The organism is Pseudomonas sp. GW821-FHT09C10, from assembly GCF_059418085.1.
In genome coordinates, this window is the sequence record NZ_JBWKPE010000008.1 from 25,290 (window position 1) to 41,803 (window position 16,514).

A 16,514-nucleotide genomic window follows, 5' to 3' on the forward strand; every position below is an offset into this window, starting at 1 on the left:
TAATACCGATATGGAATGGCGACTGTCGTTTTTGGAATAAGCTGCTGACGCTCCGGCGTATGCCCGTGACGGAATCAGGACGCACACCGTCGTGCTCGCGTTGGGAACTGTCACAGGGATTTGTTAGCGTCCATGTCTTTCACTCAGGGAGACAACGCCTATGAAGCTCGCGCCGAAATTACTAGCCGCCGCATTCTGCCTCGGACTCGCCAGCCAGGCGTTCGCCGCCACCGAGTTGAAACACTGGCCGGCACCCGCCGCCAAACAACTGAACGAGATGATCGCCGCCAACGCCAACAAGGGTAACTTCGCGGTGTTCGACATGGACAACACCAGCTACCGCTACGACCTCGAAGAATCCCTGCTGCCCTACATGGAAAACAAGGGCCTGATCACCCGCGACAGCCTCGACCCGTCGCTCAAGCTTATGCCGTTCAAAGACACCGCCGACCATAAGGAAAGTCTGTTCAGCTACTACTACCGCCTTTGCGAAGTCGACGACATGGTGTGCTACCCGTGGGTTGCGCAGGTGTTTTCCGGCTTTACCCTCAAGGAACTCAAGGTCCAGGTGGATGAACTGATGGCCTCCGGCAAGCCCGTGCCGGTCAGCTATTTCGAAGGCGACGTGGTCAAGCAGTCCGAGGTACAGCCGCCGAAGGTCTTCACCGGCCAGGCCGAGCTCTACAACAAGCTGATGGAAAACGGCATCGAGGTGTACGTGATGACCGCCGCGTCGGAAGAACTGGTGCGCATGGTCGCCGCCGATCCGAAGTACGGCTACAACGTCAAACCCGAGAATGTCATCGGCGTAACGACCTTGCTCAAGGACCGCAACACGGGCGAACTGACCACCGCACGTAAACAGATCGCCGCCGGCAAATACGACGAAAAAGCCAACCTCGGCCTGGAACTGACCCCCTACCTGTGGACTCCCGCAACTTGGATGGCCGGCAAGCACGCGGCGATCCTGACCTACATCGATGAATGGAAAAAACCGGTGATCGTCGGCGGCGATACGCCGACCAGCGATGGCTACATGCTGTTCCACGATGTGGACGTGGCCAAGGGCGGTATCCACCTGTGGATCAACCGCAAGGACAAATACATGACCCAACTCAACGGCATGATCGCCAAGCATGCAGCGGCGCAAGCCAAGGAAGGCTTGCCGGTGACGGCGGACAAGAACTGGGTGATCGTCAAGCCTGACGAGATTCAGTAACACAGGGTCGCCTGCATCCCAGGCAAGCCAGCTCCCACATTTTTAAGGTGTTCACACATCAAAAGGTGGGAGGGGGCTTGCCCCCGATGGCTGTCTGAATAGCACTGCAAAACCCAGCCTAAAATAGATATCAATTGCGAACCAATCTCATCCTCTGCTAGCGTGCGCATTTCCTGAACCCTCCGTTCTTCTCAAGGTAGTGCTGTGCCCTCCTGGAATTCGCAGATCGCGCGCCTGTTCGCGGAGCAGAAGAAAGCCCTCGAAGCCTTCGTCACTCGCCGCACCGGCAGCGCCCAGGTGGCCGCCGACCTGACTCAGGAGTCGTTCCTGCGCCTGGCTCGCATGGACTGCGGCGAAAAGATCGACAACCTCCCAGCCTTCCTCTTCACCATCGCCAGCAACCTGGTGCGCGATCACCAGCGCCAGGCCATCCGCCGTGAGCGCCTGGACGCCGGCGAGCCCAGCGAAGAGCTGCCGTGCAGCAATCCGGGTGCCGACGAGCAATTAGCCGCCTACCAACAGGAACAACTGATGCAGGATGCGATCCTGGCGTTGCCCCCAGCGACTCGGCAGATCTTCCTGCTTTATCATGTCGACGAACTTTCCTACCGCGAGATTGGCGAACGTCTGTCGATCACGGCACGCAGTGTGGAATACCAACTGCGTCGCGCCTTGATTGAATGCCGCACGTACATCAAGACGCGGCTTGCCTGCGATGAACAAGGACGTCGCTCATGACCGCCACCCCCACTGCCGACGTGTTGTTCGAAGAAGCGTCCGGCTGGTATTTCCGCCTGCAGGCCGAGGACGTGACGCCGGCCGACATGGACGCCTTTGCCGCCTGGCTGGGGCAAGGCCCGGCCCAGGATGACGCCTGGCGGGAAGTGCAGGCGATGCTCGGCGGCCTGCGCGAACCGGCGCGGGTGATTCGCCGCGCCGAACAGGCCGCCTGGCGCAAACCGGCGCGAGCCTGGCAGCGTTGGGCGTGTGCTGCGGCGGTGTTGCTGGCCGTGGGGCTTACAGTGCAGAACACGCCATGGCTCGATCGCCTGCGCGCGGACTACACCACCGGCACCGGCGAGTCGCGCAGCATCGAACTGGCCGACGGCTCGCACCTGCAACTCAACACCGACAGCGCGGTGCAGATCCGCTTGAGCGGGGGCGAACGGCAAATCCGTTTGCTGCGTGGCGAAGGCTTTTTCGACGTCACCAAGGATCCGACACGGCCGTTCGTGGTGCAGTCCGGCGACGGCTGGGTGAAGGTGGTCGGGACGCAGTTCAGCGTTGCGCGGCGCGATGCGCAGACGCGGGTGCAGGTGGCGCAGGGCAAGGTGCAGGTCAGTGCCGGCAGCGGTGAACCGGTGTACCTGGAGCCAGGGCGGGCCGTGGAATATCAAGGCCAGCGCCTGGCCGAGGTGCATGCTTTCGACCCGGCCAGCGGCTTTGCCTGGCGCCAACGGCAACTGGTGTTCCGCCAGCAGCCGCTGTCGGAAGTGGTGAGCGAGTTGAATCGCTATTGGCCCGGCAAGACTCTGGTGCTCGGTGATGCGCTGCGCAACCGCGTGGTGTCGGGTGTGTTTGAAATCGACAAACCCGAAGCCGTGATCAAAGCGCTGGAGTACACCCTCAACCTGCGTGCCGAGCACTACACCCCATATTTACTGGTGTTGCGCGAAGGCAAGGCATCGTAATCGCAACTTTTTGAAAAAACTTTCAGGGTTTCTCCCCAGGCACTCGTCCTTGATCACTGAGGCGTAAATAGTAAGCACTCTCAAGTAGTGCGGCGCCGATCACAGACTTTTTGCACCGGGGAGCACCATCCATGGCACATCGATTCGCCGCACGGTCCTTGTTGGCACTGGCCATTTCCATGGCCTGTGGCACTGCGCCGCTGTATTTGCAGGCCGCCGAAACCACCCAGGCCCAGACCTACCGTTTCGATATTGCAGGGCAAAGCCTGGACGGTGCGCTGGCGGCGTTTTCGGCGGTGACGCGAGTTCAGGTGCTGGTGTCGGGTGAGTTGACCTAGGGCGTGCTGTCGCCGGGTGTCAAAGGCAACCTCGGCCAGCGCGAAGCCTTGGGGCAACTGCTCGGCGGTACCGGGCTGAGTGCGGCGTTTATCAACGCGGACACCGTGACCCTGGAAAAGCGCATGGACACAGGCTCCGCCATCGAAGTCGGCGCCACCACCATCAGCGCCGAACACCTAGGCGCCACCACCGAAGGCAGCGGCTCCTACACCACCGGCGCAGTGACCCTGGGCAAGGGCGAACAGAAACTCAAGGACATCCCGCAATCGGTCAGCGTCATGACCCGCAAGCAGATGGACGACCAGAACACCACCAAGCTCTCCGAAGTGGTCAAGCGCACGCCCGGCCTGACCGCGACCAAATCCCCGGGCCCCGGCATGTTCATCTTCTCCCGTGGCTTCGAGATCGGCACCCTGCAATACGACGGCGTCGGCATCCCGCGTAACACCTACACGCTGGGCAGCTACCTTACCGAAAACATGGCGATCTACGACCGCGTCGAAACCCTGCGTGGCCCGGCCGCCTTGCTGCAAGGCGCCAACAGCCCCGGTGGCACCCTGAACCTGGTGCGCAAGCGCGGCCAGCAGGCGCCCACGGTGACCGTCACCGCCAAGGCCGGTTCGTGGGATCACTATGGCACCCAGGTGGATGCGGGGGGGCCGCTGAACGCCGAAGGCACGTTGCGCGGCCGCTTTGTGGCGGATTACGACACCACCGATTCCTTTGTCGACTATGCCGGCGGCTGGAATCAGACGGTCTACGGGGCGGTGGACTACGACTTCACGCCTGACACCACCGTGGGTGTTGGTATCAGCAACCAGAAAGGCCATTCACGCCCCAACTTCATGTCGCTGCCCCGTTACGCCAACGGCAACGATATTGGCCTGTCACGCTCCACCTTCGTCGGTGCCAGCTGGAACCGCGCCGTCAACAACCAGACCCAGGTGTTCGCCGACATCGAGCATCGCTTCAACGACGACTGGAAAGTGAAAGCCGCCCTTGTGGCGATGGACGAACATAACGACGCGACATACCAAGCGACGTGGGACGCCATCCCCAACCCCGGCGACACCGGTAACGTGCGCTATGTGGATTGGGTTACCGACTTCAATACCAAAAGTCGCGGTGCGGATGTGTATGTCAACGGCGAGTTTGAAGGCCTGGGTTTCCAGCACGAGATGGTGTTGGGTGCCAACTATTCCAAGCTCACCACAGACGACCAATGGGCCCGTGCGGCGACGGCTGGCGCCGATATTTTCAACATCGACCACAACCGTCCGCAGCGCGATAAGTACCAGCTGTTTCAGGCAGGAAATGCGTCGAGGAGCTGGTACGACATTCGTCAGAAAGGCATCTACGGCACCTGGCGCGTGAAAGTGCTCGATCCGCTGACCTTGATCGTTGGTGCACGTACCAGTTGGTATGACTATTCCTACATCGACCAGAGTGGTTCCAGGGGTGTGTACGGCAGTCCGTCCGGAAGCGCCACTCAGACGAATGGCAAGGTCACGCCGTATGCGGGCCTGGTATATGCCCTCAATGACCAATGGTCTGCCTATGCCAGTTACGCCGATGCGTTCGAACCACAAACCAACCGGACAACTTCCGGCTCCTTGCTCAAGCCTATCGAGGGCAAGAACTACGAGCTGGGTCTCAAGGGTGAGTTGGCGGATGGTCGTCTCAATACCTCGTTCGCGATCTTCCGTTATGATCAGGAAAATCGCGGCGTCCAAGACCTTCAAGGGCCGATGAACTGCGATGGCTGGTACTGCTCGGTCGCCTCGGGCAAGGTCCGAAGCCAAGGCTTGGAAGCCACATTGAGCGGCGAAGTGCTGCCGGGTTTGCAACTGGTCTCCAGTTACACCTACAACACGACCAAATTCCTCAAGGACGACACCTACGAAGGCAAGGTCTTCAGTACCTGGACGCCCAAGCACCTGCTCAAGGTCTGGGGCGATTACCAATTGCCGGGGGACTGGAATAAAGTCAGCGTCGGCGCCGGGGTGACCGCGCAAAGCAGTACCGTGGCCTACGACCGCACCTTCAGTGTGCCGGGCAATGCACTGTGGGACTCGCGGGTGGCCTACAAGATCAACCCGGAGTTCACCGTCGCAGCGAACCTGTACAACATGTTCGACAAGAAGTATTACATCCCTGCCTACAACGCGAACTGGGGCAGCAACTACTACGGTGATCCGCGTAATGTGATGTTTACGATGATCTACACGCCGCAGTTCTAAAGCGCTGCACCGGTCCCTGTGGGAGCGGGCAAACCTGCCCCCACATTGGATACTCAGTGCTTCCAGGATTGTGGGTATTTAACCCCTCGCAATCATTGCGCCGATTTCAGATCCCAGTTCCACACGCCAAGCATTGTGTTCTCCTGCACCTGGGCGAACAGCCCATAGTCGGCCAGGTACCATGATTTGAAGGTCCAATCCTGCTTGGGCATTTTCATTGTGATGCACTCCAGCATTCTGGCCGAACCGTGTAAGGCTGGATTCAAGCTGCTTGCGGGTTGCTCACGGACAACGCGGCAGGTCACCGTCCTTGGCTCGCTGGTTTCGAGCGAAGGGCTGCCGTCCGGGTTGACGGATTTTGACCAGGTTCGTGTGTAACTGACGTGGCTGTCGAGGGGCAAGTTGCGCCAGTCGCCTTGAAAGCTCAACGCCACCAAGGCACGTGATTCTGTCTTTTTCTCAGCGGTTTTGCGGTCGATCTTGTGGCTTGCCAACTCAAACAGGCCTCTGAACGTCAAGTCTAGAGAAAACCCAAGTGCGGAGTCCTCGGTTTGCACGAGGGTCTGAGCGGACGCGGCATCAGTACTGATGAGCGTCTGTTTTGTCTGATCACCGATGCGCGCGCCGTTGAAGAGCACGGCCTCATAGTCGTAGTCCAATCGGCCCAGGCTGCTTGGAGGCACCGGCAGTTCCAGGGCTCGGATGGCCGCTAACACTGCCGGGTTGGCAACCGGTGTGCTGATGACCGGCGCCAGTGGCTGGCGCGGCTTGGCCTCAGGCAGCCGGCCCAGCGCTGCGGGCGATTGGCAAGCAGCCTTGAATACCTCTTGGTGGTCGGCAGAAGCCTGCTTCAGCGGCGTTGGATCGAGCTGGACCTGGACACTGCCGTTGGCGACCTGCCGAACGTCGTCGAGATTGAATTGGCTCAGGCGTGTGATCGTTTGCTTTGTGCAATCAAGGGCCAGTCGCTCTTGGTTTTGCGCCACCAACAACGAGTTCTTGATGATCTGGTAGTGCTGATAACGGTGCGCGGCCCATACGTACAAGAGCCCTCCGTTTTGCTCCAGGCTATTGCGGTCCAGAAGCAACCAATCCTGATCAACCGCTGCCGTCAACGCCCGCCAATCGGGTGCGGGCCGTGCTTTGCAGACGTTCTGCAGTTGCGCACTGTGCTGCAACTGCTGAGCTTGCGGGGCAGGTAAATCGGTGCCCGTCCCATCCAAGTTGGCAAATGGTCTGAAACTGGTCCGAGTCGGGTAGGACATTCTTCCTGGACCTTGGGTGCACGATGCGTCGAACCGAACAATTGCCGGGCTTTGTTTCAACTCGACCATGTAGGTGATCCGATCACCTTCGCGCACGATGGAGTGGTCCATCGCCGGTAGCGTCAGTGCCTCATTAAACAGTGCCAAGGCCGGATGCACTTGAGGTGCTTGAGAGGTCGGAGGGGTACTGCAACCGGTCAGGATGAGGGTCAGTAACGAAGCACACCCTGCGGTCGGGTATAGAAAGGTCAAACGTGCGTCCATGCGGGAACCATCCATGAGAATTCTGGCGCGCACTTTATCGCGCCCAGGGTAAAAGGCAAAAACCGGTTGAACGGACAGGCAAAAAAATGCCCCGCACCAGGCGGGGCTTTTTTATGCGCGAGGCTTACAGGCCGTCGAGCATCGCCTTGTTACGCACAGCACCTTTGTCGGCGCTGGTGGCCAACAGGGCATAGGCTTTCAGTGCAGTAGTGACTTTGCGCGGACGCTTCTCCACCGGCTTCCAACCTTTCTTGTCCTGCTCGACCCGGCGCGCTGCCAGCTCTTCATCGCTGATCAACAGGTTGATCGAGCGGTTCGGAATGTCGATCAGGACCTTGTCGCCATCCTGCACCAGGCCAATCGCACCGCCGGCAGCGGCTTCAGGTGACGCGTGGCCGATGGACAGGCCCGAGGTGCCGCCGGAGAAACGGCCGTCGGTCAGCAGGGCGCAGGCTTTGCCCAGGCCCTTGGACTTCAGGTACGACGTCGGGTAGAGCATCTCTTGCATACCCGGGCCGCCTTTCGGGCCTTCGTAGCGGATGATCACGATGTCGCCTTCTTTGACTTCGTCGGCGAGGATGCCGCGTACCGAGCTGTCCTGGCTTTCGTAGATCTTGGCGCGGCCTTCGAAGACGTGGATGGATTCATCCACGCCGGCGGTTTTCACCACGCAACCGTCGAGGGCGATGTTGCCGTACAGCACGGCCAGGCCGCCTTCCTTGGAGTAGGCGTGCTCGACACTGCGGATGCAGCCGTTTTCACGGTCGGCGTCCAGGGTGTCCCAGCGGGTCGACTGGCTGAACGCGGTCTGGGTCGGGATACCGGCCGGGCCAGCCTTGAAGAAGGTGTGCACGGCTTCGTCGTCGGTCAGGGTGATGTCCCACTTGGCGATGCCTTCGGCCAGGGATTTGCTGTGCACGGTCGGCAGGTCGGTGTGCAGCAGGCCGCCACGGGCCAGGGAGCCGAGGATCGAGAAGATCCCGCCGGCGCGGTGCACGTCTTCCATGTGGTACTTCTGGATGTTCGGCGCGACCTTGCACAGTTGCGGCACATGGCGGGACAGGCGGTCGATGTCGCGCAGGTCGAAATCGATCTCGGCTTCCTGGGCCGCAGCCAGCAAGTGCAGGATGGTGTTGGTGGAGCCGCCCATGGCGATGTCCAGGGTCATGGCGTTTTCGAACGCCTTGAAGTTGGCGATATTGCGCGGCAACACCGACTCATCGTTCTCGCCGTAGTAGCGCTTGCACAGCTCGACGATGGTGCGGCCGGCCTGCAGGAACAGTTGCTCGCGGTCGCTGTGGGTGGCCAGGGTCGAACCGTTGCCCGGTAATGCCAGGCCGAGGGCTTCGACCAGGCAGTTCATCGAGTTGGCGGTGAACATGCCGGAGCACGACCCGCAGGTCGGGCAGGCGCTGCGCTCGTATTCCGCGACCTTCTCGTCAGAAGCGCTGGAATCGGCGGCGATGACCATGGCGTCGACCAGGTCCAGGCCATGGGAGGCGAGTTTGGTCTTGCCGGCTTCCATCGGGCCGCCGGAGACGAAGATCACCGGGATGTTCAGGCGCAGGGCGGCCATCAGCATGCCGGGGGTGATCTTGTCGCAGTTCGAGATGCACACGATGGCGTCGGCGCAGTGGGCGTTGACCATGTACTCCACGGAGTCGGCGATGATCTCGCGGCTCGGCAGGGAATACAGCATGCCGTCATGGCCCATGGCGATGCCGTCGTCCACGGCGATGGTGTTGAATTCTTTTGCCACGCCGCCAGCGCGTTCGATCTCGCGGGCGACCAGTTGGCCCAGGTCCTTGAGGTGCACGTGGCCCGGTACGAACTGGGTAAAGGAGTTGGCAATGGCGATGATCGGCTTCTTGAAGTCGTCATCTTTCATCCCCGTGGCACGCCACAGTGCGCGGGCGCCGGCCATGTTGCGGCCGTGGGTGGATGTTTTCGAGCGGTAATCTGGCATGGAGCACTCCGGGCGGCTAATCAGGTACTAAACAGGGGAGTGAGCTTCTATTGACGTCTGGAGCACTCAGAAATAGCCGTGTGTCCGGAGGTTGCCTCAAACGCTGCGGGATCGCCGCGCGCAGTGGCCTTGAGCTCATAAACCCGCCGGGGGATGACTGGCGATGAATAGGCCGATTCTACACCGCTGGCGGCTGGAGGGAACGGGATACTCAGGGCCGCTGGCTTTGTTTAGACTGGCGGCCCTTTGCCCCGACCCTCTCCAAAGGAATTGGAATGCCCGGTATCCATCGTTTTCTTGGGTTCTACCTGCTGATCGGTCTGATCCAGGGAATCGTCTTCTATTACTCCGATCAGCTCTATCGCTTGAGCGAAACCGTGTTTTTTGTCACCTACACCGTGGTGTTGGTGGGCGGTACCACCTTGCAACTGCTGGGGGAAAAAGCCCGACAGTGGCGGTCGTTGCTGCCTACGCTGGCATTCACCCTGTTGATGGGTGGCATGACGCTGTGGGTCTGCTACGGCCTCGACCATGTCGGCAATAACCGCTGGGCGATCAATTCCTGGTTTATCAGCGTGGTGGTGTTGAGCTATGTCTGTGCCACGTTTCTGTTCGCCTGGCCCGCCGAAAAAGGGCAACGCTGGCGTTATGAAGACCTGTTCCAGCAGGCCTGGAACAGCGTATTCATCGTGCTGTATGCCCTGATCCTGGTGGGGGTGTTCATGTTGCTGCTCAAGCTATGGGGCCGACTGTTCCTGATGCTGGGCATAGAATTTTTTGAACGCCACTTCTGGAGCCAGCTATTCCTGTGCATCAGCTTGCCGTTGGTGTTCGCCTTGGGCATGTACCTGGCGGCGCGCAGCGAGAAAGTCATCGGCCAGATGCGCGGCATGCTGTTCAGCGCCTGTGGCTTGTTGTTGCCGTTGATCGCCCTGATCAGCCTGCTGTTTACCCTGACCTTGCCGTTCACCGGGCTCGGGCGGATTTGGGCGACGGGTTATTCCACGCCGATTCTGCTGGTGCTGGCGGGGGCCCAGCTGTTCTTGCTCAATGGTGTTTTTCAGGAGGGCGTTCAACCTCCACCGTACCCCAAATGGTTAACGCGGTTTATCGAATTGAGCCTGCTGTGCCTGCCGGTTCTCGCCGTCCTGGCGTTTTATTCGAGCTGGTTGCGGGTCGAGCAATATGCCTTATCGCCACAGCGCTTCATTGCATTGGCGGCGGCGTTACTCTGTGGTTTGTATGGCCTGGCGGCCGTGTGGGCGGTGGTGTTGCGTTCGCCGGTCTGGCTGGCCAACCTGCGTGTTACCAACCCGGCCTTGGCGCTGCTGTTTTGTGGGCTGGTGGTGTTGGTCAACACGCCGATCCTCGATCCGGTGCGCCTGAGCGTCGACGATCAGGTCCGGCGTTTGCTCGACGGGCGTACCAAGGCTGAAGCGTTTGACGCGCACTACCTGCGTTTTGGCCTGGAGAAGGCTGGGGAGGCGGCGTATGCCAAGTTGCAGGTCGACCTGGATCAGGAGCGCATTCTGGACCCGGAATCGCGCCGTGCCTTGCGTGAGCGGATGGAAGACACCTCGCTGAGTTTCAGTGAACAGTATGAAAAAGAGCGTGCCCGCCGGCCCAAGCCCGAGCTGGAATGGATCGGCCCTGAGCCCAAGGGCAGCGAGCAGTTTGCCGAGCTCAGCCTGAACACTGACTCTGGGTGCGAGCCCGGCTGTGTGTTGTGGGCGGTGGACTTCGATCAGGATGGGCAGCCCGAAGTGCTTGCGATACCGCGCACCAGTTATCGCCATGACTTCAAGCCGCCGCGCATTTTTGTCCTGGACGATAAGGGCGAATGGGACGATCGCGGCCCTCTCGTATGGACGCAACTGCCCGACGGCTATGTGGACACCGAGACCCTGATCCACGATATCCGTGAGGGCAAGATCTCGTTGGTCAAGCCTCGTTACCGGCAGTTGCAGTCCAGTGACATGTTGCTCACGCCGGTGGTTCGTGAGCCGTAGTCCGCCGATTGGTCACCAGCCCCCAGAGGCTGAATCCGATAAAACTGAGGGCGATGCTCATCAATAGATGATCGCCGGCCTGGGCCAGTGCCGCGCTGACGACAGCGGCAGTGAGAAACATGATGCTATTGCCCGCCGACGCCGCCGTGCCCGCGCTGCTGGAGAACAACAGCATTGCTGCGGAAATCGCGGCGGGCCTGACCAGGGTGACGGCCAGGGCGCTGATCAGCATTGGTATCAACAAGGTCACGGTGGTCATGGCTTCAATGCTGACGATCAGCGTTAACAGCGCGCCTGCGACGAGCAGCAAGCCAAGACCGATATTGATTTGCCGGGACAGCGCCATGCGTTTTTGCAGGTACGAGGCAGCAACGCCGCCGAGCAGGTAGGCCAGGCCGTACACCATCAGCACCAGCGCATATTGGTATTCGGACAGCTTCAGCGCATCCATGAAAATCAGCGGCGTCACGCTGATCAAGGCGAAGTAGCAGGCAAATACCAGGGCGGCGATCCACCAATAGCGCAGAAAGTCCCGATTGTGCGCCACGGCCTTGAGTGTGCCGATGATGGATACCGGTTCGCGGTGTGGGCTGGAGGACTTCGACGGCAGGATACAGAGCGCATGGATCAACATGCCCGATGCCATCAGCGCAAACCCATAGAAGCTCCCTTGCCAGTCGAAGGTGGTTTGCAGCCAGGAGCCGATCAGCGGCGACAGCGCGACAAACGAACCGCTCAGGGTCATGTAATAGAGGCGCACCCGGGCTCGGTCCTGTTCGTCGAACAGGTCTTCCACCAGCGCATGGCCCAGTACGAAGAAGCCGCAGCCCATGGCCTGGACCGTGCGGAATAGCAGGAAGGTCAGGTAATCCGGCGCCATGGCGCAACCTATCGCCCCGAGGATCGACAGCGTGATACAGCCGAGCAGGACTTCCTTGCGCCCCCATTTATCCGAAAGCGGACCGGCGAGCAGTTGGGAAATGGAAAAGACCAGGGTGAACAGGCTGATGGACAGTGCGATGTCTGCGCTGGGCGTGTCGAACCGGGCGGACAGGGCGGGGAACGACGGGAGCAGGATATTGATCGGGAAAAAGCTGATCAGTGAAATGCAGGTGATGAGGATGAAGCGGGAGAGGGTGGGCCCAGACATTGTTTTTGTTTTCCGGAGTAAAACCAGAAACCGATACTAGTCTGCGAAAAATGGAATTCAATCAAAAGTGTTGAGAGAAACTTCCTGAATGGACGTGGCTTGCCTGGGTAGGAAAAGTTTTCACGGCAACCGCAAAACAAATGTGGGAGGGGGCAAGCCCACTCCCACATTTTTATCTGTGCTTGGCTTTAGCTGTTTGGCAACAACCGGCACGTAATGCTCTTGATATACCGCGTCTCGACAATCGCCGGATGCACCGGATGATCCGGGCCCTGGCCGCCACGTTCCAGCATCTGGATATTGCGGTCCAGGTGGCGGGCGCTGGTCAGCAGGATGTTCTGCAGGTCATCTTCCGGCAGGTGCATGGAGCACGAGGCGCTGACCAGGATGCCGTCCTTGCTGAGCAAACGCATGGCTTGCTCGTTCAGGCGTCGGTAGGCGCCTTCGCCGTTTTTCATGTCTTTCTTGCGTTTGATGAAGGCCGGTGGGTCGGCGACGATCACGTCGAAGCGTTCTTCGCTGGCTTTCAATTCCTTGAGGGCTTCGAAGACGTCGCCTTCGATGCAGGTCATCTTCTCGGCAACGCCATTCAGCGCGGCGTTGCGCTCCACGCCATCGAGGGCGAAGGCCGAGGCGTCGACGCAGAACACTTCACTGGCGCCGAAGGCCGCGGCTTGCACGCCCCAGCCGCCGATGTAGCTGTACAGGTCGAGTACGCGTTTGCCTTTGGCATACGGGGCCAGGCGCGCGCGGTTCATGCGGTGGTCGTAGAACCAACCGGTTTTCTGGCCCTGGATCACCGGGGCTTCGAATTTCACGCCGTTTTCTTCCAGCGCGACCCACTCCGGCACCAGGCCGAACACGGTTTCGACGTAGCGGTTGAGGCCTTCGGCGTCGCGCGCGGCGGAGTCGTTCTTGAACAGGATGCCGCTCGGCTTGAGCACTTGGGTCAGGGCGGCGATCACGTCGTCTTTATGGGCTTCCATGGTCGCCGAGGCGATCTGAACTACCAGGATATCGCCGAAACGGTCGACCACCAGGCCTGGCAACAGGTCGGAATCGCCGTAGACCAGGCGGTAGAACGGCTTGTCGAACAGGCGATCACGCAGGGACAGGGCGACGTTCAGGCGGTGCACCAGCAGCGACTTGTCCAGCGGCAACTTGATATCGCGCGACATCAGGCGTGCGCAGATCAGGTTGTTCGGGCTCATGGCCACGATGCCGAGGGTCTTGCCGCCGGCCGCTTCCAGGATGGCCTGGTCGCCCGCCTGGAAGCCGTGCAGAGGGGTGGCGGCCACGTCGATTTCGTTGCTGTAGACCCACAGGTGGCCGTTGCGCAAACGACGATCGGCGTTGGCTTTGAGACGCAGGCTTGGCAGGGACATGACGTCGCTCCGGAAAAAAGAGCGGGAGTATACCTTGTTATGTAGGAAATGGCCGGGCTGCCGGATGTGCGGGGAGGTGTCAGCCGAGGGTTGATAAGGGTTAGAATCCCCACCTAGCCCAGAGTGTGTACTTATGTCCCAAGAGCTTTCCGCCGAACAGATCCAGCAGGCCCTCCAAGGCATCAGCGTGCCGCCTCAGCCGCAAATCATGGTGGATTTGCAGATGGAGCAGTACATGCCCGACCCGGACCTGGAAGTGATCGCGCGGTTGATCTCGCAGGACCCGGGCCTGTCCGGCGCGCTGCTGAAGATCGTCAACTCGTCCTATTACGGCCTGAGCAACAAGATCGCCTCGATCCAGCGCGCGGTGAACCTGCTGGGCAGCCGCTCGATCATCAACCTGATCAACGCCCTGTCGATCAGGGGCGAGATGAGCGACGACACCATCGTCACCCTCAACCGCTTCTGGGACACCGCCCAGGACGTGGCCATGACCTGCCTCACCCTGGCCAAGCGCACCGGCGCCCAGGCGGTGGACGAGGCCTATGCCCTGGGGCTGTTCCACGACTGCGGCGTGCCGCTGATGCTCAAGCGTTTCCCCAACTACATGACGGTGCTCGAAGAGGCCTACGCCAACGCCGGCCCCGACTGCCGCGTGGTCGACACCGAAAACAATGCGTTCAACACCAACCATGCCGTGGTCGGCTACTACACCGCCAAGTCCTGGCGCCTGCCGGAGCATGTGACCGACGCCATCGCCAACCACCACAATGCCCTGGCGATCTTCAGCGATGAGACGTCGCGCAATCCGCAGCTGAAAAACCTGCTGGCGATCCTGAAGATGGCCGAGCACATCTGCTCGTCCTATCGCGTGCTGGGCAACCAGTCGGTGGACCATGAGTGGAATGCCATCGGCCACTTGGTGCTGGACTACGTGGGCCTGTCGGACTACGACTTCGAAAGCATGAAGTTGTCGATCCGCGAACTGGGCGCGCACTGATCCCCCCTTCACGAGGTACACATGCCCGAGTTACCAGAAGTCGAAACCACCCGGCGTGGGATTGCGCCGCACTTGGAAGGCCAGCGGGTCAGCCGCGTGGTGGTGCGTGAGCGGCGCCTGCGCTGGCCGATCCCGGAAGATCTGGATGTGCGCCTGTCCGGCCAGCGCATCGTGTTGGTGGAGCGGCGGGCCAAGTACCTGTTGATCAATGCCGAAGTGGGCACCTTGATCAGCCACCTGGGCATGTCGGGCAACTTGCGCCTGGTCGAAGTCGGCGTGCCGGCGGCCAAGCATGAACATGTGGATATCGAGTTGGAATCCGGCCTGGCCCTGCGCTACACCGACCCTCGGCGTTTCGGCGCGATGCTCTGGAGCCAGGACCCGCACAACCATGAACTGCTGATTCGCCTGGGGCCGGAGCCGTTGACCGAGCTGTTTGACGGTGAGCGGTTGTTCCAGCTGTCCCGCGGCAAGTCGATGGCGGTGAAACCGTTCATCATGGACAACGCGGTGGTGGTGGGCGTAGGCAACATCTATGCGACTGAGGCGTTGTTTGCGGCGGGGATTGATCCGCGTCGCGCGGCCGGCGGCATTTCACGCGGGCGTTATTTGAAGCTGGCGATCGAGATCAAGCGCATTCTGGCGGCGGCAATCGAGCGTGGCGGCACCACGTTGCGGGACTTTATCGGTGGCGATGGGCAGCCGGGGTATTTCCAGCAGGAATTGTTCGTCTACGGCCGCGGTGGCGAGGCGTGCAAGGTCTGCGGGACTGAGCTGCGCAATGTGGTGCTGGGGCAGCGGGCGAGCGTGTTTTGCCCCAGGTGCCAGAGCTGATTGCTGTGTAGTGGCTAATATCGCTATCGGGGGCAAGCCCCCTCCCACACTTTGATTTGTGAATACGTTCAAAATGTGGGAGGGGGCTTGCCCCCGATGAGGTCTTTCCAGGCACTAAAGAAGCTCAAGCCTTACCGGTAATTTTCCGGTACTTCTCCATCAACTGCTCTTCCGTCTCCGGATGCGCTTCATCCAGCGGAATGCAATCCACCGGACACACCTGCTGGCACTGCGGCTCGTCGTAATGACCGACGCACTGGGTGCACAGGTTGGGGTCGATCACGTAGATCTCTTCGCCCTGGGAGATGGCGGCGTTCGGGCACTCGGGTTCGCAGACGTCGCAGTTGATGCAATCGTCGGTGATGATCAGGGACATGGAAACTCCTGCCAGGGCTGTCAGCCAAGGCATCTGAAAACTAATGCGCGCAATTGTGCCGCATTGGCGCCCGCAGTGCGAGCTGTGGTGAGCGGGCTTGCCCCGCGTTGGGCAGCGAAGCGGCCCCAAACCAGACGACCGGTTATTCACCTGAGGCGACGCGAGTCTTTATTAGGGCTGCTACGCAGCCCAACGCGGGGCAAGCCCGCTCACCACATTACTTCTTGAAGCGCAGCGTCAGCGCATCAGCCACGGCCGGATGCACGAACTTGGTGATATCCCCGCCCAAAGCGGCAATTTCACGGACCAACGTCGAGGAAATGAACGAGTAACGTTCCGACGGCGTGAGGAACAGGCTTTCCACGTCCGGCGCCAGTTGGCGGTTCATGTTGGCCAGCTGGAATTCGTATTCGAAGTCCGACACCGCGCGCAGGCCACGCAGGAATACATTGGCGTTCTGCTCTTTGGCGAAATGCGCGAGCAACGTGGAAAAGCCCACCACTTCCACGTTAGGCAGGTGCTTGGTGACCTCACGCGCCAGCTCCACGCGCTGTTCCAGGGGAAACAGCGGGTTTTTCTTGGGGCTGGCCGCGACTGCGATGATCACATGGTCGAACAAACGAGAGGCGCGTTCGACCAGATCGCCATGGCCTTTGGTAATCGGGTCGAAGGTACCTGGGTACAACACTCGGTTCATCGCGTCGTCCTGGCGGAGTCCGTTGGGGAACCGGATGGTATCGCAGCCATCCCGGTCGGCCAAGTCAACTTATGCATAA

The 16,514-nt window shown here is 60.5% G+C and carries 12 protein-coding genes and 1 pseudogene; 7 read left to right on the forward strand and 6 right to left on the reverse strand.

Going from position 1 to position 16,514, the window contains the following annotated elements; all coding sequences use genetic code 11:
• Positions 1-160: 160 nt before the first annotated feature.
• The 4 genes and pseudogenes from AC07OT_RS16405 (at position 161) to AC07OT_RS16420 (ending at position 5,489) form a co-directional block, all read left to right on the forward strand.
• Positions 161-1,219: an HAD family hydrolase gene (locus AC07OT_RS16405; protein ID WP_027606122.1), complete on the forward strand. Its 1,059-nt coding sequence runs from the start codon at positions 161-163 to the stop codon at positions 1,217-1,219.
• A gap of 204 nt (positions 1,220-1,423) precedes the next feature.
• A complete protein-coding gene (locus tag AC07OT_RS16410; RefSeq protein WP_495108527.1) occupies positions 1,424-1,957 on the forward strand; it encodes an RNA polymerase sigma factor in 534 nt (177 codons plus the stop codon).
• Positions 1,954-2,910 (forward strand): FecR family protein, encoded by a 957-nt coding sequence (locus tag AC07OT_RS16415; protein WP_495108528.1) that lies wholly within the window; start codon positions 1,954-1,956, stop codon positions 2,908-2,910. Before AC07OT_RS16410 ends, AC07OT_RS16415 begins: the two co-directional genes overlap by 4 nt.
• 131 nt (positions 2,911-3,041) lie before the next feature.
• Positions 3,042-5,489, forward strand: a pseudogene (locus AC07OT_RS16420) (TonB-dependent siderophore receptor).
• 92 nt (positions 5,490-5,581) lie between these two features.
• Here the strand turns inward: AC07OT_RS16420 and AC07OT_RS16425 are convergent.
• Together AC07OT_RS16425 and ilvD are read right to left on the reverse strand one after the other, a co-directional pair.
• Positions 5,582-7,018, reverse strand: coding sequence for a hypothetical protein (locus AC07OT_RS16425; RefSeq protein ID WP_495100890.1), 1,437 nt, complete (start codon positions 7,016-7,018; stop codon positions 5,582-5,584).
• Positions 7,019-7,142: 124 nt separating this feature from the next.
• Positions 7,143-8,984: a dihydroxy-acid dehydratase gene (gene ilvD, locus AC07OT_RS16430; protein WP_027606118.1), complete on the reverse strand. Its 1,842-nt coding sequence runs from the start codon at positions 8,982-8,984 to the stop codon at positions 7,143-7,145.
• A gap of 275 nt (positions 8,985-9,259) precedes the next feature.
• On the opposite strand from ilvD, the gene AC07OT_RS16435 reads away from it, so the two are divergent.
• Positions 9,260-10,993, forward strand: coding sequence for a DUF4153 domain-containing protein (locus AC07OT_RS16435; protein WP_141156237.1), 1,734 nt, complete (start codon positions 9,260-9,262; stop codon positions 10,991-10,993).
• Here the strand turns inward: AC07OT_RS16435 and AC07OT_RS16440 are convergent.
• Complete coding sequence (locus tag AC07OT_RS16440; RefSeq protein WP_115485563.1) at positions 10,968-12,143, reverse strand: MFS transporter; 1,176 nt, start codon at positions 12,141-12,143, stop codon at positions 10,968-10,970. The genes AC07OT_RS16435 and AC07OT_RS16440 overlap by 26 nt on opposite strands.
• Before the next feature lie 188 nt (positions 12,144-12,331).
• Positions 12,332-13,528, reverse strand: coding sequence for a class I SAM-dependent rRNA methyltransferase (locus AC07OT_RS16445; protein ID WP_495108529.1), 1,197 nt, complete (start codon positions 13,526-13,528; stop codon positions 12,332-12,334).
• A 187-nt stretch (positions 13,529-13,715) separates the two neighbouring features.
• Here AC07OT_RS16445 and AC07OT_RS16450 point away from each other — a divergent pair, with 187 nt between their 5' ends.
• Entirely contained in the window at positions 13,716-14,528 is an 813-nt protein-coding gene (locus tag AC07OT_RS16450; protein WP_177414170.1) for an HDOD domain-containing protein, read from the forward strand.
• A 21-nt stretch (positions 14,529-14,549) separates the two neighbouring features.
• On the forward strand, positions 14,550-15,362 hold the full coding sequence (mutM, locus tag AC07OT_RS16455) for a bifunctional DNA-formamidopyrimidine glycosylase/DNA-(apurinic or apyrimidinic site) lyase (RefSeq protein WP_495108530.1): 813 nt from the start codon (positions 14,550-14,552) through the stop codon (positions 15,360-15,362).
• 124 nt (positions 15,363-15,486) lie between these two features.
• Here mutM and AC07OT_RS16460 read toward each other — a convergent pair whose 3' ends face one another.
• Together AC07OT_RS16460 and coaD are read right to left on the reverse strand one after the other, a co-directional pair.
• The gene (locus tag AC07OT_RS16460) at positions 15,487-15,738 is read right to left on the reverse strand and encodes a YfhL family 4Fe-4S dicluster ferredoxin (RefSeq protein WP_003195146.1); all 252 of its coding nucleotides are present in this window, start codon (positions 15,736-15,738) and stop codon (positions 15,487-15,489) included.
• Between the two features lie 217 nt (positions 15,739-15,955).
• Positions 15,956-16,435, reverse strand: coding sequence for a pantetheine-phosphate adenylyltransferase (coaD, locus tag AC07OT_RS16465; protein WP_003176711.1), 480 nt, complete (start codon positions 16,433-16,435; stop codon positions 15,956-15,958).
• Between the last annotated feature and the right edge of the window lie 79 nt (positions 16,436-16,514).